This window comes from Streptomyces sp. NPDC003284, from assembly GCF_053589675.1.
This window is the reverse complement of sequence record NZ_JBSFSI010000004.1, coordinates 66,538-88,060: the sequence shown is the minus strand read 5'-3', so window position 1 is coordinate 88,060 and position 21,523 is coordinate 66,538. Positions and strand designations below refer to the sequence as shown.

Below are 21,523 nucleotides of genomic sequence, written 5' to 3'. Positions count from 1 at the left end.
GCCTCCATGACAAGCCCCGAGACCCCGACGGCGCCCCGGATCCCCGGCGCACCCCGCACGGACACCGCCGCCCCGCCCCGGGACTTCCCCATCCGGCGCGGCTGCCCCTTCGCGGCGCCCGCGGAGTACGACGCGCTGCGCACCCACGAGCCGGTCGCCCGCGTCACCCTGCCGACCGGGCGCGAAGCCTGGGTGGTCACCCGCTACGACGACGTACGCGAACTGCTCTCCGACCCCCGGATCAGCGCCGACATCCGCCGCCCCGCCTTCCCGGCCCTCGGAGCGGGCGAGCAGGAGGCCGGGGCGAGGTTCCGTCCCTTCATCCGCACCGACGCCCCCGAGCACACCACGTACCGGCGCATGCTCCTGCCGGTGTTCACCGTGCGCCGGGTGCGCGCGATGCGCCCGGCCGTCCAGGCCCGCGTCGACGAGATCCTGGACGGCATGCTCGCCGCCGGGGGCCCGGTGGACCTCGTCTCCGCCTACGCCAACGCCGTCTCCACCTCGGTGATCTGCGAACTGCTCGGCGTCCCCGGCGAGAACCTGGAGTTCTTCCGGGACGTCACCCGGATCTCCGGCTCCCGCCACAGCACCGCCGAGCAGGTCTCCGGGGCCCTCGGCGGTCTCTTCGGCCTGCTCGCCGAGCTGATCGGCAGGCGGCGGGAGGAGCCGCGCGACGACCTGATCTCCAGGCTCGTCACCGAGCACCTGGTCCCCGGCCACCTGACCATGGACCAGCTCCTGTCGACCCTCGGCATCACGATCAACGCCGGCCGCGAGACCACCACCAGCATGATCGCCCTGAGCACGCTGCTCCTGCTGGAACGGCCGGAGCTGATGGCGGAACTGCGCCGGGACCCCTCCCTGATGCCGGCCGCCGTCGACGAACTCCTGCGTGTCCTGTCCGTCGCCGACTCCATCCCGCTGCGCGTGGCCGCCGAGGACATCGAGCTGTCCGGCCGGACGATCCCCGCCGACGACGGCGTCATCGCCCTGCTGGCCGGGGCCAACCACGATCCCGAGCAGTTCGACGAGCCGGAGCGGGTCGACTTCCACCGCACCGACAACCACCACGTCGCGTTCGGCCACGGCGTCCACCAGTGCGTCGGGCAGCACCTGGCCCGGCTGGAACTGGAGGTCGCCCTGGAGACGCTCGTCCGCCGCGTCCCCACCCTCCGCCTCGCGGGAGACCGGGACGACGTCGTGGTCAAGCACGACTCCGCCACCTTCGGCCTCGAAGAACTGAGGGTCGCCTGGTGACCGCCCCCGTCCCGCCGAGCGCGTCCTTCCCGCCTTCCGCCCGGCCCCCCGTCCGGCCCGCCGCCCGCGCCGCCCGTGCCGACAGCCCGTGGCTGAGGCGGTGGAACGGCGGCCCCGCACCCCGGTGCACACTGATCTGCCTGCCGCACGCGGGCGGCAGCGCGAGCTTCTACCGGCCCTGGGCGGCACTGCTGCCCCCCGAGGCCGAACTCCTCGCCGTCCAGTACCCCGGCCGCGAGGACCGCCTCGGAGATCCCGGGGCGAGCGGCATGAGCGAGCTGACGGCAGCGGTGGCGGACGCCGTCGCGCCGCTGCTCGACCGGCCGTACGCCCTCTTCGGACACAGCATGGGCTCCGCCGTGGCCTGGGACCTCGCTCACGAGCTGAACCGCCGCGGACTCCCGGGCCCGCGCCGCCTGTTCGCGTCCGGGCGGGCCGCCCCCGGTACGGCGGTCACCGGGCAGCTCCACCGCCAGGACGACGACACCCTGAGCGCCGAACTGGCCCGGCTGGGCGGCACCCGTCAAGAGATCCTGGACGATCCCGGGCTGCGCTCCCTGATCCTCACGGCCGTACGCCACGACTACCGGATCATCGAGACATACGAGCCACCCGGCCGGGAGCCGCTGTCCTGCCCCCTGCACGTCCTGACCGGCAGCACCGACCCGGAACTCGGCGCGGCACGCAGCCGCGACCGGGCGGGCGGCTGGGCGGACCTCACCACCGCCCGCACCGAGGTACGCGTCTTCCCCGGCGACCACTTCTACCTCACCCCCCGGCGCCGTGAGGTCGTGGCCACCGTCCTGCGCGGGCTGGACCCGTCGCTGACCACCGGCGGCGCGCACATCTGGCCGAGCACCCCGTGAGCCGCCGCCCCGAGTCCGCCCGCCCGGCCGCCCCAGCCCGGAGAACATCGTGATCGACTACTACTCGGCCGCGGCCGAGTTCTACGAACTGGTCGCCACCCGGCACACCGCCAGCAGCGGCCCCCCGCTGACCCGGATCCTCACCGGACTCGACGTGTCCCACGGCCCCGTCCTGGAGATCGGCGCGGGCACCGGACGCATCACCGAGGTCATCGCCGCCGCCCTCCCGGACGCGGAGATCCTCGCCGCCGAGCCGTCCGCCACCATGCGTGCCATGCTGACCTCCCGGGTCGCCCGCGACCCGGACCTGCGCCGCCGCTGCACCGTCGTGGACGGCGCCGCCCAGGACCTCGTCCTGCCCGACCGGCTCTCCGCCGTCGTCGTCTTCGGCGTGGCCGGTCATCTCACCGTCCCCGAACGCGTGGCGCTGTGGAAACGCCTCGCGGACCGGCTGCCGGACGGGGCGCCCGTGGTCGTGGAACTGATGGGGGTCTCCGCGCCCCGCGTCATCCCCCCGGTCATGTCCCTGCGGGAGACCATCGGCCGCCAGACGTACGAGTGGTGGATCGGCGGCGAACCCACCGAGGGCGACGCCATGCGGTTCACGACCACCTGGAAGGTCCTGCGCGACGGCCGCACCGTCCGCGAGGTCGCCGACAGCTACGACTGGCACACCTTCGACGTCGCCGCGCTGGCCCGCGAGGCAGGCATGACCAGCCGCCGCATCACCGAGGCGGGCGGCAGGCCCGTCCCCGAGATCGGAGTACTCGTCAAGTGACGTCACAACCGCCCGGGTCCGGCCCGGCCCCGGCACGCCCGGACGCCGTGGCCGAGGGCGCGGACACCCCCGGCAGACCGCCGCGCCCCCTGCGCACGCTGGCCGCGCCCGTCCGCGGACGACTGGCCCTCGCCGTCGGTCTCCAGGCCGCCGCCGCTCTCGCCGCAGTGGTGCCGTTCATCGCCGTCTCCCGCATCGCCGGGCGCCTCACCACGGATCCCCCGGCCGATGGTGACGCGCTCTGGCCGCTGGTGGCGCTGGCCTGCTCGGCCGGGCTCGTCGCCCTCGTGTGCGGCACGGCGGCCGGCGCCCTCGCCCACCTCGCCGACAACGACCTCCAGCTCACCCTCCGCCGCCGGCTCGCCCGGCACATCGGGCGGCTGCCGCTCGGCCGGCTCACCGAACGGGGCACCGGCGAGGTCAAGCAGGCCGTACAGGACGACGTGAGCGCACTGCACACCCTGTTCGCCCACACCCTGCTCGACATCGTCTCCGTGCTCACCGCCCCGGTGTTCACCCTGGTCTATCTGTGCACCGTCGACCGGCGCCTCGCCCTGGTCGCCGTGGTGCCGCTGCTGCTGGGCGTGTACCTGTTCAGCCGGGCCATGGCCGGGGCCGCGGCCCAGATGGCCGAGTTCGGTGCCGCCGTGGGCCGGATCTCCGCCGCCGCCGTGGAGTTCGCGTCCGGCATCGCCGTCTTCAAGAGCTTCGGGCGCGGCCGCAAGGCCCACGAGCGCTTCGTCCGCGCCACCGAGGGCTTCGCCGACTTCTTCTCCGGCTGGGTCCGGTCCACTCTCGCCGCCTCCACCGCCGCGATCCTGGTGGTCACCCCGGCCGTGGTCCTGCTGCTCCTCGTCGTACCGGGCGCGGTGTTCGTCACCCACGGCTGGATGACCGGCGCCGAACTCGTCCCCTTCCTCCTGCTCGGCCCCGCCGTCGCCGCTCCCCTGGGCGTCGTGGGCCCCCGCGTCCAGCAGATCCGGGCCGGCCAGGCGGCCGCCCTGCGGGTCACCGCCCTCCTGGACGCCCCCACTCTCCCGGAGCCGGTGACCCCCGCCCTCCCCGAAGGCCACCACGTCCGCCTGCGCGGGGTGTCCTTCTCCTACGACGGGAACACCGACGTCCTCAGCGGTGTCGACCTCGATCTCGCGCCCGGCACCGTCACCGCGCTGGTCGGCCCCTCCGGCTCCGGCAAGTCCACCCTGGCCGCGCTGCTGCCCCGCTTCCACGACGTCACGGCGGGCACGGTGACGCTCGGCGGCGCCGATGTCCGCGACATCCCCGCGGCCGAGCTGTACCGCCGGGTCGGCTTCGTCCTCCAGGACGTACGGCTGCTGCGGGCGAGCGTCGCCGACAACATCCGCCTCGGCCGCCCCGACGCCACCGGCGCGGAGGTCGAGCGGTGCGCCCGCGCCGCCCGCGTCCACGACCGGATCATGGAGCTGCCCGACGGCTACGCCACGGTACTCGGCACGGCGGTCACCCTGTCCGGCGGAGAGGCGCAACGCCTGTCCATCGCCCGCGCGCTGCTCGCCGACGCACCCGTCGTCGTGCTCGACGAGGCGACCGCGTACGCCGACCCGCACTCCGAGGCGCTCATCCAGGAGGGCCTTTCGGCACTCACGGCCGGCCGCACCCTGCTCGTCATCGCCCACCGGCTGTCCACGATCAGCTCCGCCGACCGGATCGTGGTGCTGGAGAACGGACGCATCACCGAACAGGGCCGCCACGACGACCTGCTCGCCGCCGGAGGCCGCTACACCGCGCTGTGGAAGGCCCGGAGCACCGCGGCCCCGGACGAGCCCGACAGCCCACCGCACCGGCGGTCCGCCCGTACGGGACCGGACCGCGCGGCGGACGACATCGAGGAGGGAAGCGCACGATGATCCGTCAGCTCTACCGCGTACTGGGCCCGGAGGGCTCCCGCCCACTGAACCGGCTGCTGCTCCTCCAGTCCGGCGCGGCCGTCCTCCAGGGCGTCGCCTTCGCCCTCCTCGTCCCCGTGCTCAAGGCCTTGCTCAGCCCCCGCCCCGATGACGTCCAGCCCTGGCTCACGGCGTTCACCGGCTGCGTCCTCGCCTACGCCGTGCTCCAGGGCGCCGCCCTCAGCGGCGGCTTCACCGTCGGCTCCCGGCTCTCGCGGGCGCTGCACCGCCGGATGGCCGACCAGGCCCTGCGCCTGCCGCTGGGCTGGTTCACCGCCGGCCGCACGGCCGAATTCAGCCGACTGGCCGGACAGAACGTCATCCAGGTGATGAGCACACCGGCCCATCTGCTCCGCCCCTTCATCAGTTCCGTGCTCACCCCGGCGACCATGGTGGCCGCCACCTTCTTCTTCGACGCCCGGACCGCCCTGGTGCTCCTGGTCTGCGCGCCCGTGCTGTACGCCGTCCAGCGGGCGAGCACATCGCTGATGCGCCGGCTCGACCTCGCCCGGGACACCGCGATCGGCGAGTCCGCCGACAGGGTCCTGGAGTACACCCGCAACCAGCCGGTCCTGCGGGCGTTCGGCCGGACCGCGCAGGGCTACGGGGCGCTGGACGACGCCCTGGCGGCCGCGGCCCGCGCCGACCGGCGGCTCATCGTCCGCGGCCTGCCCGGCCTGGTCTCCTTCACCTTCGCCACCCGGCTCGTCCTCGCCCTGCTGCTGGCCCTCGGCGTGTCCTGGCAGCTCGACGGGTCGCTCAGCGTGCCCGCCCTGCTGGCGCTCCTGGTTCTGCTGGTCCGCCTGATCGACAGCGTGTCGTCCGCCGCCGAGGCCGGCGCCGGGATGCGCCTCGCCCGCAACACCCTGGAACGGCTCGGCGCCGTCCTTGACGAGCCGCCGTTCCCCCAGCCCGCGAAGCCGCAGGCACCCCGTGACGCGAGCGTGGAGTTCACCGGGGTGACCTTCCGGTACGAGGCGGGCGAGACCGGCGCACGCCCGGTCCTGGACGACGTGACCTTCCGCCTTCCCGAGCGCGGCATGACGGCCCTGGTGGGTCCCTCCGGTGCGGGCAAGACCACGGTCGCCTCGCTGATCGCCCGGTTCCGGGACACGACGCAGGGCACCGTCCGCGTCGGCGGCGTCGACGTCCGCGACATCAGCGCCGACGACCTGGCCGCCCAAGTCTCCCTCGTCTTCCAGGACGTCCACCTCTTCGACGGCACGATCGAGGAGAACGTCCGTATCGCGGCCCCGGACGCCGGCCCCGCCGAACTGGCCGAGGCCGCCGCCCTGTCCGGACTGGACCGGGTGATCCGGGAACTGCCCGGCGGCTGGGACACCAGGGTGGGGGAGGGCGGCGCACGGCTGTCCGGCGGACAGCGCCAGCGGGTGTCCATCGCCCGCGCCCTGCTCAAGGACGCGCCGGTCCTCGTCCTCGACGAGGCCACCGCAGCCCTCGACCAGGAGAGCGAGGCACTGTTCGCCGAAGCCGTGCGCACCCTCGCCGACCGCAAGAACCTCCTGGTCATCGCGCACCGGCTCGGCACGGTCGTGCACGCCGACCAGATCCTCGTCCTGGAGGACGGCAGGATCACCGAACGCGGCACGCACGACGAGCTGGTCACGGCGGGCGGCACGTACGCCTCCTTCTGGGAGCGGCGCACCCGCGCCCACGGCTGGCGACTGGCGGCACGGTCATGACCCCGCACCCCGGAGCAGCGATCCACCGACAGCAGCGATCCGCCGGGACCCGGCGGTCCCGGCGGCAGCGGAAAGGCACGACACGATGAGCACCGGCCCCCGGAACACCTGGGACTCCTGGGCGCGTTCCGTCCCGTCCCTCGGGCGCCCGAGCACCCTGGCACCCTGCCCCGACCCCGCGGCCACGGCGACCCGCCTCGCCCAGGCGTGCCTGGCCGACCAGTACCTCGTGTACGAGGCGGAGGGCGGCGTCTGGCACTTCGCGGCGGGCTCGGCCGTCAGCCTCACCGCCCACGCGGACGCCGTCACCGCGCGGGCCGCCGGGCGGACCTGGAGCTCCCGCACCGACGGCCGGCCGACGACCGTGTTCGCCGCCGCGCTGAGCGCCCTGTCCGCGGCGCCCGGCGCGTCCGGCGGCGGGCGGCACTTCTACGGCTGGGCGGCCTTCGAACTCGCCCATCTGCTCCACGCCGACCCCGGCGCCGCCGGGGACGGACCGCTGCTGCACGCCCTGATCCCGTCCGTCGAGGTGACTCTCACCGCGGCGGAGACCGTGGTGCGGGCGGTGGACGAGGCATGGCTGCGCAAGGTCGAGGACCTGCTGGCCGAACGGGCACCCCGGCAGTCCCCGTCGGAGGGAACGACACCGGAGTGGGCCGAACACCTCATCGCCACCGGCACCGCCGCCTACGGGCGCGCGGTGGCCCGCACGGTGGAGGACATCCGTGCCGGGCTCCTGGAGAAGGCCGTGATCTCCCGGAAGGTCCCGCTGCCCGCCGGACCGGCCGTGGACTTCCCCGCGACCTATCTCGCGGGACGCCGGGCCAACACCCCGGCCCGCTCCTACCTGCTGGACCTCGGCGGCTACCGGGCGGCCGGGTTCAGCCCGGAGACCGTCCTGGAGGTCACGGAGAGCGGCCGCGTCAGCACCCAGCCCCTCGCGGGCACCCGGGCGTACGGCCCCGACCCCGCGGAGAACGACCGGCGGCGCGCGGAGCTGCTCCGCGATCCCAAGGAGATCCACGAACACGCCGTGTCCGTGCGCCTGGCCTGGGAGGAGATGGCGGCGGTGTGCCGGCCCGGCTCCGTCGTGGCCGAGGAGTTCATGTCGGTCCGGCCGCGCGGTTCGGTGCAGCACCTGGCATCACGGGTGACGGGCCGGCTCGGCGGGCACGCCGGGCCGTGGGACGCCTTCGCCTCCCTCTTCCCCGCGATCACCGCCACCGGCGTGTCCATCCGCGACGCCCTGCACGCCCTCGCCCGGCACGAGGCAGGACCCCGGGGCCTGTACGGCGGCGCGGTCTTCCGGGGCAGCACCGCCGGAGCCCTCGACGCCGCCCTCGTGCTGCGTACCGTCATCGGCGAGGGCGAGGAGACCTGGCTGCGCGCGGGTGCCGGAGTCACCGCCCGGTCCAGCCCGGACCGTGAGATCGAGGAGACCTGCGAGAAGCTGCGCAGCGTCGCCCCCCACCTGCGGTACACCGCGGACCGAAGGCGCCGGGGGTGATCGGGAACGCGGCCCTGCCGCCGAGATCCATGGCCGGGGGACGCCCCTTTTGTCACCCTTTGTCCTCCGTGGCAGTCTTTCCTGTGAGGGAAGAATGTGAGGAGAGAAAGCGGGAGGGGGATCCGGGGGATCCGGTACCGCCGCCCTCGACGTGTCGGCGGCCCGAACGGTGGAGATGAGCGGCATGGCGACATCGGCGCAGCACCAGAAGCACCCCGGACACGAGCACAGGCACGGCGCGGGCTGCGGGCACGTGGCGGTCCCGCACAACGGTCATGTCGACTACGTGCACGACGGTCATCTGCACCGTGAGCACGAGGGCCACGCGGACGAGTGCGAGGCCGGGGCGCACCAGGAGCACTCCGGTCACGAGCACGTCCACGGCGAGGGCTGCGGACACGTGGCCGTCCCGCACGGCGACCACATGGACTACGTGCACGACGGCCATCGCCACGCGGCCCACAGCGGCCACTGGGACGATCACTGACAGGTCGTCACAGCCGGGCCGCCTCGCGTTCGTCGAAGTCCTCGCGTGCGCGCTCGACGGCGGGCATGTGCTGCGAGGTCCAGGCCAGCAGCACGTCGACGGGATGCCGAAGGGTCTTGCCGAGGTCCGTGATCCGGTACCGCACGGCCACGGGGCGCGTGGAGACGACCTCGCGCTCGACCACGCCGTTGCGTTCGAGACGCCGGAGCGTCGCGGTCAGCGACTTCTGGGTGACCTGGGGGATGGCCCGGCGCAGTTCGTTGAAGCGGCACGGGCGCTCGCAGAGGTCGTTGAGGACGGCGAGCGACCACTTGTCGAGGATCTGGTCGAGCAGTTCGCGGTGCGGGGCGTCGATGCGGACCTCGGCGGCGGTATCCATGGCGAAACCTGGTCTCGTTGAAGTGTCTTCCTGCTACTAGGTAGCTTCACGATACCTAGATCGGAGGAGACACCCATGACTGTTCACCGCTTCACTCCGCCCGGCATGCTCCAGCCGGTTCCCTACCACCACGTCGCCGTGGGCACCGGGACCAGGCACATACACGTCAGCGGCCAGATCGCGCGGCGGCCCGACGGAACCCCTGTCGCGCCGGGTGATCTGGCCGGGCAGGTCGCCCAGGCGCTGCGCAACACCGCCGTCGGACTGGCGGGCGCGGACGCGGCCTTCTCGGACGTGCTGCGCCTGACGTTCTATGTGACCCGGTGGGCCCCGGAGAAGATCGGCGACTTCATGGCCGGGGTGGAGGCCGTCGCCGACGAGATCGGCCTCCCGCTGCCGCTGCCTCCGGCCTCGCTCATCGGCGTCGAACATCTTTTCGAGCCGGATGTGCTCGTCGAGGTCGAGGCGACCGCGCTCCTGGCCTGACTCCCCGCCGGAGGCGCCGCCCGTGCCGCGCTGGGGGACGCTGCCCGGCCGTGACCGGCCCGGCTCAGCGGGCGATCGAGATCGCGAAGGGCGCGAATCCGCTGGACCGGATCACATGCGGTACGAAAAGTATCGCGGCCTCCGTGGCGCGGGCGGTCCGGATCCCGCCGAGATCAGTGATCCACTCCTCGCGCCAGCCGAGGTCCACCAGCAGTTCCCGGACCGTCCGCTTGGCCTGCGGGTCGTCGCCGGAGAGGAAGACGTCGGGTGCCTGTGCCAGGGCGGCGGGCGCGGTCATCACCGGGAAGAGCATGGTGTTGAGCGTCTTGACGACCTGAGTTGCGGGGAGCGCTTCCTGAAGCTGCTCGGCGAGGCTGGAACCGGGGTGGATCAGGTCGCCCGGCAGGCCGTCGGGCCCGTCGACGGTGGCGTTGGAGACATCGACGAGGATCTTGTCGCGCAGTTCCTCGCGCAGGGCGGTGAGCCGGTCCAGCGAGCCGGCGCCCGGGGTGGCGTTGACGACGATCCGGGCTGTCCGCGCGGCCGCCGCGGCGGCGCCCGGCGTGCGGTCCACCGCGGTCACCTCGTGCCCTGCCCGGGTGAGGGCCGCGGCCAGGTTGCCGCCGACGCGGCCGTTTCCGAGAACTGCGATCGTGGTCATGTCGATCTGGTCCTTCCGTGTGTGCGGATGGCGGTGTGCGGATGGTGGTGTGCGGTCAGCGGGAGAGCGTCTTGACGGCCTCGGCGTGCACGCCGGGCGCGGCGGCCAGGAAGCTCTCGCTCCGCGGTGTCCAGGGGCGGCCCTCGGCGTCGGAGATCCGGCCGCCGGCCTCGGTGACGAGCAGCGCCCCGGGCAGCAGGTCCGCGCGGGCCCCGGCGAACTGCCAGAAGGCGTCGATCCGGCCGGCGGCCACGTTCAGCAGATGCAGGGTCGCGGGGACGGCGGTGCGCACCACGAGCGCGCCGAAGAGCATCGCGGTGATCGAGGAGCCGACGCGCCGCACCACTTCCTCGTCCTCGTCCGGCCGGGCCTGGCTGGTGGCCACGAGGGCGAGGCCGAGGTCCGTGGTCGGGGAGACATGCAGCGGGCGGCCGTCGAGGTGGGCGCCCCCGCCGGTGAGCGCGGTGTAGGTCTCGCCGGTCAGCGGCAGGTGGACCGCGGTGAGCACCGGCTGGTTCTCCCGCACGAGGGTGGCGGTCACCGCCCACTCCGGCAGGGCGTGCAGGTGGTTGACGTTGCCCTCGGCCGGATCCACCACCCACCACTCGCCGGGCGGCAGCGCCCCGCCGTCCAGCTCGTCCTCCACCCATCCGGCGTCCGGGCGCAGACGCGTGAGGGCCGGGCGCAGGATGCCGAGAGCCGTGTCGTCGTTGTCGGCGAGCGCGCGCATGAGCTCGTCCCGGGTCCGGTACGGGACCACGTCACCGAAACGCTCGCGCAGCGCCGCACCGGCCGCGCGCACGGCGGCCGCGGTCCGGCCGAGCAGGTCGGCGTCGTCGAGGGCTGCCCCGGTGGTCTGAAGCGCGGTGGTCTGAAGCGTTTCGGACATGGCTGTACTCCCGTGTGCAGAAGGTGGGTTGAGGCCGGCGGGCCGCGTCGTGCGGTCCGCCCCGCGCTCTGCTCTCGACGGTATACAGCCCTTTGATTGACTTCAAATGCATGTCAGGCACGGATAGCATTACTCGCATGCAACTGGATCTGAATCTGCTCTCCGCCCTCGACGCGCTGCTGGAGGAGGGAAGCGTGGCGGGGGCGGCCGCCCGCCTGCATGTCACCGCCCCCGCGATGAGCCGGAGCCTGGGGCGGATCCGGCGCACCACCGGGGATCAGATCCTGGTGCGCACGGGCCGGACGATGACCCCGACGCCGTACGCGATCGCCGTCCGGGAGCAGGTGCATGAGCTGCTGCACCAGGTCCAGGGGGTGCTGGCGCCGAGCCGTGAGCTCGATCTGGGCACCCTGGAGCGCACTTTCACCCTCCGCTGGCACGACTCCCTGGCCGCTCTGTGCGGCCCCGCGCTGCTCACCGCCGTACGTGGACAGGCACCTGGCGTGCGCCTGCGCTTCCTCGCGGAGGCGAGCGTCGACACCCCCGAGCTGCGGCGCGGCGAGGTCGACCTGGAGGCGAACGCCACCCGGCCGAGCGCGCCGGACATCCGGGCCGAGAGCGTGGGCGAGACCCGCCTCGTCGTCGTCATGCGGCAGGGGCACCCGCTCGCCCGCGGCCGCGCCGTCACCGCGGAGCGGTACGCCGCCGCCGAGCATGTCACCGTCTCGCGGCGGGGAAACCTCAGCGACGCCGTCGACGACGCCCTCGCCCGTCTCGGCCTCACTCGCCGCGTGGTGGCGGCCGCACCCACGGAAGCGGCCGCACTGGAGTTCGTCCGCGGCTCCGATCTCCTGATCTGTGTCCCCGAGGCCACCACCCGGACGGCGGTCACCGACCTCGGCCTGACCGTGCGCCCTCTTCCCCTCGAACTGCCGTCGGCACCGGTGTACCTGTCATGGCATCAGCGCTATGACACCGACCAGGCGCACGCCTGGCTGCGCGGGCTGGCCCGAACCGCGCTGGCCGGATGCGCGGCTTCGTCGTAACCGGCAGCGCCCCGCCGCCCCCCTCTTTGGGCAGCCCTTTATGCACCACGCCGCGCCAAATACTCACTTTCATACACTTATCGTCCTTATTGTTCCTGGCGTCGGGCTCACCGGTCGAGGAGGCGATGGCGTGGCGACGAGTGGAATCAGCCGCCGAAGGGCGGCGCGCCTGGGGGTCGGCGCGGGCCTCGGTCTGGCCGCCGCCGCGCTCACCGGATGTGAACGGAGCGGGGGCTCCGGCTCGTCGGGCCCGGGAGCGGCGCGGCAGGCGCCCCGGCTGATCGGCGACGGCTCGACGGCGTACACCGGGCGGCAGCCGAACCAGCCGGGCGCCCCCACCGCGCTCGAACCGGGCGAGACCCCGCCGCAGTTCGTGGTCTTCTCCTGGGACGGCGCGGGCGAACTCGGCACCGGGCTCTTCCCGCGCTTCCTGGAACTGGCCCGCGCCCACGACGCCCGGATGACCTTCTTCCTGTCCGGCCTCTATCTGCTGCCGGAGGACCGGAAGCGGCTGTACCGGCCGCCCAACAACCCGGTCGGCGCCTCGGACATCGGCTACCTCACGGACGCGCACATCAAGGAGACCCTGACGTACGTCCGCCGGGCCTGGCTCGACGGACACGAGATCGGCACACACTTCAACGGGCACTTCTGCGAGGGCTCCGGATCGGTGGCCGACTGGACCCCGGCGCAGTGGCACTCGGAGATCGAGCAGGCCCGGTCGTTCGTCAAGTCCTGGCGCACGAACACCGGTTGGCACGACGAGCCGCCGCTGCCCTTCGACTACGACAAGGAACTCGTGGGCGGCCGCACCCCCTGCCTGCTCGGCCAGGAGAACCTGCTGCCGGCCGCGCGGGAACTGGGCTGGCGCTACGACGCCTCGTCACCGGGCGGGGTGCAGCGCTGGCCGCGCAAGCGGAACGGACTGTGGGACCTGCCGTTGCAGAGCATCCCCTTCCCCGGGCACAGCTTCGAAGTGCTGTCCATGGACTGGAACATGCTGGCCAACCAGTCGCAGAACACGACGCGCGCACCGTCGTACAACTACCCGTACTGGCGCGCCCAGACGTCCCAGGCGTACATGGCGGGCTTCGACCGGGCGTACGAGACCAACCGGGCGCCGCTGTTCATCGGCAACCACTTCGAGCAGTGGAACGGCGGCATCTACATGGACGCCGTCGAGGAGACCCTGCGGCAGATCGCCGCGCGGCCGCATGTACGGCTGGTCTCCTTCCGGCAGTTCGTCGACTGGCTCGACGTCCAGGACCCGGCGGTCCTCGCGCGTCTGCGCACCCTGGAGGTCGGCGAGAAACCGGCCGGAGGCTGGGGTTCGTTCCTGCGTCCGGCCAAGAAGGGCTGATCCGCGACCGGTTCACGCGGGAGGAGGAGCCGGTCCCGCTGGGCCGGCCGGCCGCCCCGGAGGAGATCGCCGGGGCGGCGGCGCGGCCGCTGAGCGACCGGTCCTCCTTCGTCACCGGCACGGTACTGCCGGTCGACGGCGGCGCCAGGCCCGACCGCGCCACGGCCTGACCGGCGGCGGGGCCGGGCGGAGGTCAGCGGCAGAGGGCCGCGTCGACCGCGTCGGTCATGTGCTGGGCAACGGGCGCGTCCGGGATGGTGGTGACGGCGATGTCGACGGCACGGCCGTCCTCCGTGACGCCGCCCCGGGTCCGGTAGCTCACGGACGTGCCGCCGTGGCCCCAGACGAGGCCGCCGCAGGACAGGGGCCTGCTCTGGATGCCCAGGCCGTAGCGGACACCGGGGCCCAGGAGCTCGGCCGGGACGGTGGTGCGCATCTGGGCGAGCTGGGCGGCGGGCAGCAGACGGCCCGCCAGGAGCGCGCCGTAGAAGGTGTTGAGGTCGGTGTTGGTGGACACCACCGCCCCCGCGGACCAGGCCATCGAGGAGTCCATCTCGGTGTAGTCGATCAGCGGCGCGTCCGGGCCGGTGTTCAGGTAGCCGTGCGGGTGGGGCTCGCGGAGGGCGGTCTCCCCGGTGGCCGGGACGTAGGTGTGGCGCAGGCCGATCCGGTCGATGACGCGCTTGGTGACCTCCTCGCCGTAGGGGCGGCCGGTGACCTTCTGGATCAGCAGGCCGGCCACCAGGTAGTTGGTGTTGCTGTACTCCCACTTGGTGCCGGGCGCGAAGTGGGCCTTCTGCGCGAGTGCCCCGTCGAGGAGTTCGCGCGGCTCGAAGTAGCGGTACTGGATGGTGGTGAAGTCGGACAGCGCGGGGGCGTCCATGTAGTCGGGCAGGCCGCTGGTGTGCTGGAGCAGTTGGCGGACGGTGATGTGCCGACCGTCGATGCCGTCGCCGCGCACCAGGCCGGGCAGATAGGTGTCCACGCTCGTGTCGAGGCCGACCTTGCCCTCGGCGACCAGTTGCAGGACGACGACGGCGGTGAACGCCTTGGTGTTGCTGCCGGCCCGGATCTGCCCGTCGACCGGGACCCTGGACCCGGTGGCCAGGTCGCCGACCCCGGCGGTGTAGGTGCGGCTGCGCCCGTCGCGGCCCTTGACGGTGGCGAGGGCGGCGGGCATCCCGTCCTTCTGGACCAGCGCGTCGAGGCGCTGCTGCACGACGTCCGGGCGCGGTGCGGCGGAGGCCGCGGTCGGGGCCATGGCGGTCAGCGCCAGCCCGGCGGCGGCCGTGGCCGTCGTGGCGTACCGCACCATGCGGAGACGGCGCGCCGTGCGCTGAGAGGTGTGTTCGTTCATCGGGACTCCACTGCTCCACTGCTGGGAAAAAAGGGGGAGGTGCGAGGTGGTGCGGCGGGGTGGCCGGCGCCGAGGACCGGCGCGGGCCACCCGGGGGAGATCAGTGGCAGAGCGCCTCGTCCACGGCCTGGTCCACGTGTTGTGCGGCGTCGTCGTCCGCGATCGTGGTGACGGTGACGTTCACGGCGCGGCCGTCGTCGGTGGTGCCGCCGAAGGTCTGGTAGCCCGGGATCGTCCCGCCGTGCCCCCAGGCGAGCCCGCCGCAGGGGAGCGGGCGGCTCAGCAGGCCGAGTCCGTAGCGGACTCCGGACCCGACCCCGTCGGCCGGGACGGTGGTGCGCATCTGGGCGAGCTGGGCCGCGGGCAGCAGGCGGCCGCCGAGCAACGCGCCGTAGAACCGGGTGACATCGGTGTTGGTCGAGACGATCGCGCCGGCCGCCCAGCCCCAGGACGGGTCCAGCTCGGTGTAGTCGCGCAGCGAGCCGTCCGCGGCATGCTCGTAGCCCTTGGGGTGGGCCTCGTGGATCGTCATGTCCCCGGGGACGGGGAAGTACGTGTGGCGCAGGCCGATCCGGTCGATGACGCGCTTGGTGACCTCCTCGCCGAGCGGGCGCCCGGTGACCTTCTGGATGATCAGGCCCGCCAGCAGGTAGTTGGTGTTGCTGTACTCCCACTTGGTGCCGGGCGCGAAGCGGGCCTTCCGGGCCAGCGCGGCGTCGAGGAGTTCACGCGGTTCGAAGTAGCGCTCGGGGTTGTTGAGGATGACCTCGTGGTCGACGTAGTCGGGCAGGCCGCTGGTGTGCTGGAGCAGTTGGCGCACCGTGATGTGCCGGCCGTCGATGCCGTCACCGCGCACCAGGCCGGGCAGGTAGGTGTCCACGCTCGTGTCGAGGCCGACCTTGCCCTCGGCGACCAGTTGCAGGACGACGACGGCGGTGAACGTCTTGGTGTTGCTGCCGATCCGCACCTGCCCGTCGACCGGGACCCTGGACCCGGTGGCCGCGTCGCCGACCCCGGCGGTGTAGGTGCGGATACGGCCGTCGCGGCCCTTGACGGTGGCGAGGGCGGCGGGCACGCCGTCCTTCTGGACCAGTGCGTCGAGGCGCTGCTGCATGACGCCCGGCCGCGGTCCGGCGGAGGCCGTGGCCGGTGCCAGGATGCCGGCCACCACGGCGGCGGCCACCGCGGTCACGGTCACCGCCACCCCGCGTCGGCGACCGCTGAGGCGGTTCGGACGGTGGTACCGCGGTGCGTGTTCGTTCACGGGAATGCCCTTCTGGGGAGGGCGCCGGAGCTCTTCTCGGCGCCCTCCAAGAGGATCATCCGAGGGGCCGTCGATCCGTCCGCGCAGAGGACGAGACCGCACCCGGGACCGTGCTCCGGGGCGGGACCGGCCCTGGGACCGTGGTCCCAGGGCCCCTCGCCGCCGTCGCCCCGGCCGTCGACCGTGACGGCCCGGCCCGGCAGGCCGCCCGTGAGGAGGCGCACCGCCGCGTCCCGGCCGCCTTTCCGCCTCACCTCGCCCGGACGGCGGGAGCGCGGTCGCGGGAGGCGGCTCAGCGCAGGCCGAGCGCGCTCGTGAGGGTCGTGAACAGCTGCGTCTGGTCGGTGACGCCCGACACCCGCTCGGCGAACGGCCCCTGGGCCGCGATCCGGACCTGGGCGCCGGTGTGCTCCTGCCCGTCCTCGGGCGTGGTCGTCGTCGCGTAACTGACCTTGAGACGACCGCCCTCGTCGGTGACGAGCGTGGCCGACAGCCCCATCGGCTCCGCGTCCACCGGCACGATCTGGCTGCTCTGCGCGTGGTCGGCGGTGGTGATCACCAGGGTGTCGGGGTGGCGCTCGGCGAAGTCACGGGCCACCTTGACGGCCCGGTCGAACGCCGCGGTCTCACCGATCTGGCCGCACGGGTCCGCCTCGTGGTCCTGCTTGTCGATCGAGGCGCCCTCGACCTGGAGGAAGAAGCCCTTGCCCGCCCGCGCCCCGGAGTGCAGCAGTTCGATGGCCTTGCGGGTCTGCGCCTCCAGGGTGGGGGTACCGGCCGGGCGGCGGGGGTTGGCGGTGACACAGCGCTGCGCCTCGGTGCCGCCGCGGGCCGCGGGCCGCCCCGTCCACTCCACGGGCACGTCCTCCGGCGCGAACAGGCCGAGCACCGGCCGTCCGGGCCGGACCGCCCGCAGACCGGAGGCGTCGGTCACGATGCGGTACCCGAGCTGCTCCGCCTGCTGCGCCACGGTCAGTCCCGCGTACGGACCCTCGGTGATCTGCTGCTCGAAGCGCCGCGAGCCACCACCGAGCAGGACATCGGGCCGCAGCCGTACGGACTGTTCGGCGATCGACCCGAGGCCGCCCCGCCCGATCGTGTCACCGGGACACGTCTTCATGTCGGCCGGTCCCTGGCAGTCCCGGTTGCCGACGTGCGCGGCCATCGCGGCGGGGGTGGCGTCGGTGAGTTCCGCGGTGGTGACCGATCCGGTGGCCAGGCCCTCGCGGCGGGCCAGTTCGAGGACGGTGGGCATCGGGCGGTCGGTGTCGGGGGTCTTGGATATGCGGTAGTTGACGGTCTTGCGGCCGGTGGCCCAGGCGGTGGCGCTCGCGGCGGAGTCGGTGACGTAGTCCGGCCGTCCGTGCGCGTCGACCGAGTAGGTGGTGTACGTCCCCGTCTGCGGGAAGCCGTCCATGTGCAGCCGCCCGCCCGCGCCCACCGTGTAGTCGCGGGCCAGGGTGATCTCCGAGTCGCCCATGCCGTCCCCGACCAGCAGGATGACGTTCTTCGCCCTGGCGGGGCGGTGCCCGGGGTCGGCGTCGGCCGATGTGGCCACGACGGCGCCGGCCACCAGGGCGACGGCCAGTGCGCCGGCCGTCCGGACCGGCCGGCGGCGGGGGAGACGGGGAAGACGGGGGAGACGAGGGAGACGGGGGATCGTCGGCGTTGCTCTCATCGTGCTGGACCTCCGCATCCGCGGAACCGCGCGCGGTCCCGGCAGCGTCATCAGCTCTAGTGGACACAACGAATGGTGAGCGTACGCCAACTCGACGGGCATGCGTCAACAGCGGACAAGGGCACACATGAACGCGGTAGAGTCACCGCCCTTGCGGGCGGCGGCGCCCGCCGGACCACCGTAGGCAGGAGGGGCGCATGAGTGACCACACACCGGCAACCGACCGGGAGGGCCGTCCGCTGCTGCGCGCGTTCGGACAGCGTCTCAACGAGCTGATCGCCGCCCTGCACCCCGACGAACGCAAACGCCCGGGATACGCCCGGCTCGCCAAGGAGATCCGCGAGACCACGGGCGGGACCATCTCCGGTACGTACCTCTGGGAGCTGGCCACCGGCAAGAAGCGGAACGTCACCCTGGAGCAACTCGACGTGCTCGCCGAGTACTTCGGTGTGCCGCCCGAGTACTTCCTGAGCGACGACGTCGCCGAACGGGTCAACTCCCAGCTCCGGCTGGCCGTCGCGCTCCGCGACTCCCGGGTCCGCAACCTGGCGCTGCGCGCCGAGGGCCTGTCACCGGCCACCCTGGACGCGGTGCTGACCATCATCGAGGAGGCGCGCAAGGTGCAGAACCTCGGACCCTCGCAGGACGAGGGCGGCGAGGGCGGCACGGGCGGTACGGGAAAGCTTTCTGACACACCGTCATGACCGGTGCGGGAAAGGCTCATTCCCGCACCCGGGGCACTCCCGGCCGGTCCCCGGCGTCGCCGACGACGCCGGTCGGGTCTCCTGACGCGGGGGGCGACGGCGGGTAGTCGTCGACGGTCATGGAGTGGTACAGGCGTGCACTCCTGGTGGTGAGGCGGAGGAGGGCGCGGCCGGGCCCGGCGGGCAGGGCGGAGATCAGCCGGGCGCCCTGGGCCAGTCCCCGTACACCGAGGCGTGAGCGGGGGATCAGGGTCTTCGCCGCGCCGAGCGCGGCCGCGTGGCTGCCGCGTACGTGCTCCGCCATCGCGTGCTCGTAGGCAGGGAAGGCCCGCTCGTGGTCACCGCCCGCCCGCGCCAGCTCTCCGGCGAGGACGTACGCTCCGACGACGGCCAGGCTGGTGCTGCCGCCGACCGCCGGGCCGGGGGAGTAGCCCGCGTCGCCGACGAGCGTCACCCTCCCTCGCGACCAGGTGTCCATGCGGAGTTGAGTGATCGAGTCGAAGTAGAACGCCGGGGTGCGGTCCAGCTCACGGAGCCACCGGTCCACCTCCGGGTGCATGCCGTCGAACGCAGCGCGCAGCAACTCCTTCTGCCGGGGCACGTCGTGGTGGTGGCGGCGGTCGAGCGCGTGCTCGCTCCGGAACAGGAACAGGACCCGCGCGCCGTCGAGGTGCCGCGCGCCGTACATACCGGCGGTACGGTCGACGCCGACGTGGAGGACGAGTTCGCCGTCGAGATCGGAGACGTCCGGCAGGGTCAGCACCCCGAAGTGGGCCCCGATGAAGGCGCTGAAGCGGGACTCGTCGCCGAAGACGAGGCGGCGCACGGTGGAGTGCAGTCCGTCCGCACCGACGACGAGATCGAAGCGGCGCGGCGCCGCGTTCTCGAACCGCACCTCGCCGTCGGGCGAGAGGGCGGTGATCGAGTCGCCGAAGAGGTACTCGACGTCGTCGCGCGTGGCGTCGTGGTAGATCTCGCTCAGATCGTCGCGCATGACCTCGGCATGCCGGTCCGAGGCAGCGTCGAAGATCTTGGAGAGGTCCACCCGGACGGGACGCCGTGCGCCCTCCCCGTGGACGGCCATCCGGCGGGTGCCGGTGGCCCGCTCCTCGACGCGCGGGAGCACACCCATCTTCTCCGAGATGTCCATCGCGGGCCGGAACAGGTCGACCGCGTGGCCGCCGGTCCTGCGGGGAGCCGCCGCGCGCTCGACGACGGTGACGCGGAAACCGTGCCTGGTGAGCCAGTACGCCAGGACGGGACCGGCGATACCGGCGCCGGACACGAGGATCCGCAGGGATCCCTTCCTCGTCGTCATTCAGTCCCCCGTACGGTGTGGTTCGTGGTGAAGGCCGGCCGGGCGGTGGCGGTCCGCGGGGGACCGCGGTGCGACGAAGGCGTCCGGGCCGGGACCGGTGCCGCGGTCCGGCGGCAGGAGCGAACTCTCGGTGGCCTCGGGGCCGCCCCGCGCGTGCGGACCCCCGTCGGAAACAGTCATGAGCCCACTGTCACCCCCGGTCCCCGCCACGGGATTGGACAAATGTTCCCTGCCGTCAGCCCAAGTAGCATGCGACGGTGGGGACTTTCACGCACGGTGCGGCCGAGTGGGACGTCGCGTGTCCGCGGCGGCCCAGCCGGGTGGCCGGGCTCACCATGGCCGGATTCCGTGTCCGTGACCTGGATCCCCTCCGGATGGTTCCGCACCCGGCCGTGACGCTGCTCCTGGAGTTCGGCGCCGGTTCGACCGTCCTCGACTGCGCCGCCGGGCGGCAGGAGCGGGGAAGCATCGTCGCCGGGCCCGGTCTCGGGACCGGAGGCGCGGTCCGGGCGCGGGGAGCGAACGTGGAGTGCGTGCAGGTGCGCCTGTCCCCGGTGATCGCCCGCGCGGTCCTCGGCGCTTCCCCGGCCGACCTCGACGGCGCCGCCGTCCCGCTGGGCGATCTGTGGGGCCGGGAGGCGTCCCGGCTCCGTGAGCAATTGGGCGATGTCCCGTCGTGGCAGGGCCGCTTCGCGCTGACCGAGGCGCTGCTCGCCCGCCGGTGTGCGGCAGGGCCGCCGGTGGACCCGGAGGTGGCCTGGGCCTGGCACCGGATCGTCGTCAGCCGCGGCCTGGCCCGGGTCGACGGGCTCGCCGCCGAGGTCGGGTGGAGCCGCAAGCGGCTGTGGTCCCGGTTCCGGTCGCAGCTCGGCCTGCCGCCCAAGTCCGCTGTGAAGCTGGTCCGTTTCGACCATGCCGCCCACCGCCTGGTCGCGGGCGAGGCCGCGGCCCGGGTCGCGGCCGACACCGGCTACGCCGACCAGTCCCATCTGCACCGGGACGTCATGGCGTTCACCGGGGCGACCCCCGTGGCCCTGGCCGCTGAGCCGTTTCTCGCGGTCGACGACCTCGCCTGGCCCGGCCGTGGCACACCCGGCCGGCCTCATGTCCCCGCAGGCCAACGGCCTGTTCGCGGACCCGAGTCGGGGCAGCCACCGCACTGAACGCCGCCGCGGCCGCCCGCGCCGGGCGGCGGAGACGGGCGGCACCGAATCGGCCCCGGACCGGGCGGTCCCGGACCGGGCGGTCCCGGTCGCAGTCCGCCGACAACTCCCTGCGAACCACGCCTCGGCGGGCTCGCCTTCGCCCCTTGACCCTGCACGTATCGTATGGGGACAGTGTGAAAGATCGAAGACGCGTTCGATCGCGTCTTCTTGAGGACGGGAGTTCATGATGGCAGTCGTCGGCTCACGGAGCGTCATGGCCGTACTGGCGTCCACCCTGTTGCTCCTCGGCGGAGCGACCGCCACGGCGCAAGCCGAGCCCACGGACCCGCCGACGCCCGCGGCGCCCTGCGCCTATCCCTCCGTCTGCTTCGTCAAGGACGGCGAAGTCGTCTACAGGTACGACCAGGTGACACCCTGGCAGTACTTGCCGGCCCCGCTGCCCGCACCGCTCCAGGTCATCAACACACGGCACGAGACGATATGGATCGGCGACACCAAGGGCGGGGCGCAGTGCATCCAGCCCGAGTCGATCTTCGACAAGTGGCTGGACACCCTTGAGTCGGTGCGGATCGACGACTCGGCGGAGTGCGAACTGCTGTGATGCCGGCCTGACGAACTCCTGCCCGGCGGGCGGTGCGAGACATCGGGCGCTCCGCCGCCGGGCGGCCCCCTCCCCAGGATCTGTGCGG

Annotated in this window: 21 protein-coding genes; 14 read left to right on the top strand and 7 right to left on the bottom strand. The window is 73.3% G+C overall.

Annotation, left to right across the window (positions count from 1 at the left end; translation table 11 throughout):
* Positions 1-6 precede the first annotated feature (6 nt).
* The 7 genes from ACWDYF_RS10445 (at position 7) to ACWDYF_RS10415 (ending at position 8,526) form a co-directional block, all read left to right on the top strand.
* A complete protein-coding gene (locus ACWDYF_RS10445) occupies positions 7-1,260 on the top strand; it encodes a cytochrome P450 (protein WP_389467590.1) in 1,254 nt (417 codons plus the stop codon).
* Entirely contained in the window at positions 1,257-2,126 is an 870-nt protein-coding gene (locus tag ACWDYF_RS10440) for a thioesterase II family protein (RefSeq protein WP_389467585.1), read from the top strand. The genes ACWDYF_RS10445 and ACWDYF_RS10440 overlap by 4 nt, the downstream gene beginning before the upstream one ends.
* A 49-nt stretch (positions 2,127-2,175) precedes the next feature.
* The gene (locus tag ACWDYF_RS10435) at positions 2,176-2,904 is read left to right on the top strand and encodes a class I SAM-dependent methyltransferase (RefSeq protein ID WP_389467582.1); all 729 of its coding nucleotides are present in this window, start codon (positions 2,176-2,178) and stop codon (positions 2,902-2,904) included.
* Positions 2,901-4,790: an ABC transporter ATP-binding protein gene (locus ACWDYF_RS10430; RefSeq protein WP_389467579.1), complete on the top strand. Its 1,890-nt coding sequence runs from the start codon at positions 2,901-2,903 to the stop codon at positions 4,788-4,790. The genes ACWDYF_RS10435 and ACWDYF_RS10430 overlap by 4 nt, the downstream gene beginning before the upstream one ends.
* Positions 4,787-6,532, top strand: coding sequence for an ABC transporter ATP-binding protein (locus ACWDYF_RS10425; protein ID WP_389467576.1), 1,746 nt, complete (start codon positions 4,787-4,789; stop codon positions 6,530-6,532). The genes ACWDYF_RS10430 and ACWDYF_RS10425 overlap by 4 nt, the downstream gene beginning before the upstream one ends.
* Positions 6,533-6,617: 85 nt before the next feature.
* The gene (locus ACWDYF_RS10420; protein WP_389467573.1) at positions 6,618-8,039 is read left to right on the top strand and encodes a salicylate synthase; all 1,422 of its coding nucleotides are present in this window, start codon (positions 6,618-6,620) and stop codon (positions 8,037-8,039) included.
* Between the two features lie 184 nt (positions 8,040-8,223).
* Positions 8,224-8,526, top strand: coding sequence for a hypothetical protein (locus ACWDYF_RS10415; protein WP_389467571.1), 303 nt, complete (start codon positions 8,224-8,226; stop codon positions 8,524-8,526).
* A 7-nt stretch (positions 8,527-8,533) separates the two neighbouring features.
* Here the strand turns inward: ACWDYF_RS10415 and ACWDYF_RS10410 are convergent, their stop codons facing one another.
* Positions 8,534-8,905 carry a winged helix-turn-helix transcriptional regulator gene (locus tag ACWDYF_RS10410; RefSeq protein WP_381736393.1) on the bottom strand — a complete coding sequence of 124 codons (372 nt, stop codon included), beginning with the start codon at positions 8,903-8,905 and terminating at the stop codon, positions 8,534-8,536.
* A gap of 75 nt (positions 8,906-8,980) precedes the next feature.
* Here ACWDYF_RS10410 and ACWDYF_RS10405 point away from each other — a divergent pair, with 75 nt between their 5' ends.
* A complete protein-coding gene (locus ACWDYF_RS10405; protein ID WP_389467568.1) occupies positions 8,981-9,391 on the top strand; it encodes a Rid family hydrolase in 411 nt (136 codons plus the stop codon).
* Positions 9,392-9,455: 64 nt separating this feature from the next.
* Here the strand turns inward: ACWDYF_RS10405 and ACWDYF_RS10400 are convergent, their stop codons facing one another.
* Positions 9,456-10,052 carry an NADPH-dependent F420 reductase gene (locus tag ACWDYF_RS10400; RefSeq protein WP_381736391.1) on the bottom strand — a complete coding sequence of 199 codons (597 nt, stop codon included), beginning with the start codon at positions 10,050-10,052 and terminating at the stop codon, positions 9,456-9,458.
* Positions 10,053-10,107: 55 nt separating this feature from the next.
* Positions 10,108-10,941: an inositol monophosphatase family protein gene (locus tag ACWDYF_RS10395; RefSeq protein ID WP_389467564.1), complete on the bottom strand. Its 834-nt coding sequence runs from the start codon at positions 10,939-10,941 to the stop codon at positions 10,108-10,110.
* Between the two features lie 137 nt (positions 10,942-11,078).
* On the opposite strand from ACWDYF_RS10395, the gene ACWDYF_RS10390 reads away from it, so the two are divergent.
* The 3 genes from ACWDYF_RS10390 (at position 11,079) to ACWDYF_RS10380 (ending at position 13,517) form a co-directional block, all read left to right on the top strand.
* Positions 11,079-11,987 carry a LysR family transcriptional regulator gene (locus tag ACWDYF_RS10390; protein WP_381736389.1) on the top strand — a complete coding sequence of 303 codons (909 nt, stop codon included), beginning with the start codon at positions 11,079-11,081 and terminating at the stop codon, positions 11,985-11,987.
* 130 nt (positions 11,988-12,117) lie between these two features.
* The gene (locus ACWDYF_RS10385; protein ID WP_381736388.1) at positions 12,118-13,347 is read left to right on the top strand and encodes a polysaccharide deacetylase family protein; all 1,230 of its coding nucleotides are present in this window, start codon (positions 12,118-12,120) and stop codon (positions 13,345-13,347) included.
* The gene (locus ACWDYF_RS10380; RefSeq protein ID WP_389467906.1) at positions 13,236-13,517 is read left to right on the top strand and encodes an SDR family oxidoreductase; all 282 of its coding nucleotides are present in this window, start codon (positions 13,236-13,238) and stop codon (positions 13,515-13,517) included. Before ACWDYF_RS10385 ends, ACWDYF_RS10380 begins: the two co-directional genes overlap by 112 nt.
* A gap of 23 nt (positions 13,518-13,540) precedes the next feature.
* Here the strand turns inward: ACWDYF_RS10380 and ACWDYF_RS10375 are convergent, their stop codons facing one another.
* From ACWDYF_RS10375 to ACWDYF_RS10365, 3 genes are all read right to left on the bottom strand, one after another.
* Positions 13,541-14,704 carry a serine hydrolase domain-containing protein gene (locus tag ACWDYF_RS10375; RefSeq protein WP_389467560.1) on the bottom strand — a complete coding sequence of 388 codons (1,164 nt, stop codon included), beginning with the start codon at positions 14,702-14,704 and terminating at the stop codon, positions 13,541-13,543.
* A 100-nt stretch (positions 14,705-14,804) separates the two neighbouring features.
* On the bottom strand, positions 14,805-15,908 hold the full coding sequence (locus ACWDYF_RS10370; protein WP_389467903.1) for a serine hydrolase domain-containing protein: 1,104 nt from the start codon (positions 15,906-15,908) through the stop codon (positions 14,805-14,807).
* Between the two features lie 352 nt (positions 15,909-16,260).
* Positions 16,261-17,646, bottom strand: coding sequence for an alkaline phosphatase (locus ACWDYF_RS10365; RefSeq protein WP_389467557.1), 1,386 nt, complete (start codon positions 17,644-17,646; stop codon positions 16,261-16,263).
* A gap of 197 nt (positions 17,647-17,843) precedes the next feature.
* Here ACWDYF_RS10365 and ACWDYF_RS10360 point away from each other — a divergent pair, with 197 nt between their 5' ends.
* Positions 17,844-18,350, top strand: coding sequence for a helix-turn-helix domain-containing protein (locus ACWDYF_RS10360; RefSeq protein WP_389467555.1), 507 nt, complete (start codon positions 17,844-17,846; stop codon positions 18,348-18,350).
* Between the two features lie 16 nt (positions 18,351-18,366).
* Here ACWDYF_RS10360 and ACWDYF_RS10355 read toward each other — a convergent pair whose 3' ends face one another.
* On the bottom strand, positions 18,367-19,668 hold the full coding sequence (locus ACWDYF_RS10355; protein WP_389467552.1) for an FAD-dependent oxidoreductase: 1,302 nt from the start codon (positions 19,666-19,668) through the stop codon (positions 18,367-18,369).
* A 257-nt stretch (positions 19,669-19,925) separates the two neighbouring features.
* Between ACWDYF_RS10355 and ACWDYF_RS10350 the strand changes: the two genes are divergently transcribed.
* Both ACWDYF_RS10350 and ACWDYF_RS10345 read left to right on the top strand, forming a co-directional pair.
* Positions 19,926-20,831 (top strand): AraC family transcriptional regulator, encoded by a 906-nt coding sequence (locus ACWDYF_RS10350; RefSeq protein WP_389467549.1) that lies wholly within the window; start codon positions 19,926-19,928, stop codon positions 20,829-20,831.
* Positions 20,832-21,057: 226 nt separating this feature from the next.
* A complete protein-coding gene (locus ACWDYF_RS10345) occupies positions 21,058-21,435 on the top strand; it encodes a hypothetical protein (RefSeq protein ID WP_389467546.1) in 378 nt (125 codons plus the stop codon).
* The last annotated feature ends 88 nt before the right edge of the window (positions 21,436-21,523 follow it).

Bases quoted from the DNA above. Each gene is read 5' to 3' on its own strand.
- ACWDYF_RS10375 (WP_389467560.1), bottom strand. From the start codon at position 14,704: ATGAACGAACACACCTCTCAGCGCACGGCGCGCCGTCTCCGCATGGTG.
- ACWDYF_RS10410 (WP_381736393.1), bottom strand. From the start codon at position 8,905: ATGGATACCGCCGCCGAGGTCCGCATCGACGCCCCGCACCGCGAACTG.
- ACWDYF_RS10355 (WP_389467552.1), bottom strand. From the start codon at position 19,668: ATGACGACGAGGAAGGGATCCCTGCGGATCCTCGTGTCCGGCGCCGGT.
- ACWDYF_RS10420 (WP_389467573.1), top strand. From the start codon at position 6,618: ATGAGCACCGGCCCCCGGAACACCTGGGACTCCTGGGCGCGTTCCGTC.
- ACWDYF_RS10400 (WP_381736391.1), bottom strand. From the start codon at position 10,052: ATGACCACGATCGCAGTTCTCGGAAACGGCCGCGTCGGCGGCAACCTG.
- ACWDYF_RS10415 (WP_389467571.1), top strand. From the start codon at position 8,224: ATGGCGACATCGGCGCAGCACCAGAAGCACCCCGGACACGAGCACAGG.
- ACWDYF_RS10445 (WP_389467590.1), top strand. From the start codon at position 7: ATGACAAGCCCCGAGACCCCGACGGCGCCCCGGATCCCCGGCGCACCC.
- ACWDYF_RS10390 (WP_381736389.1), top strand. From the start codon at position 11,079: ATGCAACTGGATCTGAATCTGCTCTCCGCCCTCGACGCGCTGCTGGAG.
- ACWDYF_RS10365 (WP_389467557.1), bottom strand. From the start codon at position 17,646: ATGAGAGCAACGCCGACGATCCCCCGTCTCCCTCGTCTCCCCCGTCTT.
- ACWDYF_RS10395 (WP_389467564.1), bottom strand. From the start codon at position 10,941: ATGTCCGAAACGCTTCAGACCACCGCGCTTCAGACCACCGGGGCAGCC.
- ACWDYF_RS10360 (WP_389467555.1), top strand. From the start codon at position 17,844: ATGAGTGACCACACACCGGCAACCGACCGGGAGGGCCGTCCGCTGCTG.
- ACWDYF_RS10345 (WP_389467546.1), top strand. From the start codon at position 21,058: ATGATGGCAGTCGTCGGCTCACGGAGCGTCATGGCCGTACTGGCGTCC.
- ACWDYF_RS10425 (WP_389467576.1), top strand. From the start codon at position 4,787: ATGATCCGTCAGCTCTACCGCGTACTGGGCCCGGAGGGCTCCCGCCCA.
- ACWDYF_RS10405 (WP_389467568.1), top strand. From the start codon at position 8,981: ATGACTGTTCACCGCTTCACTCCGCCCGGCATGCTCCAGCCGGTTCCC.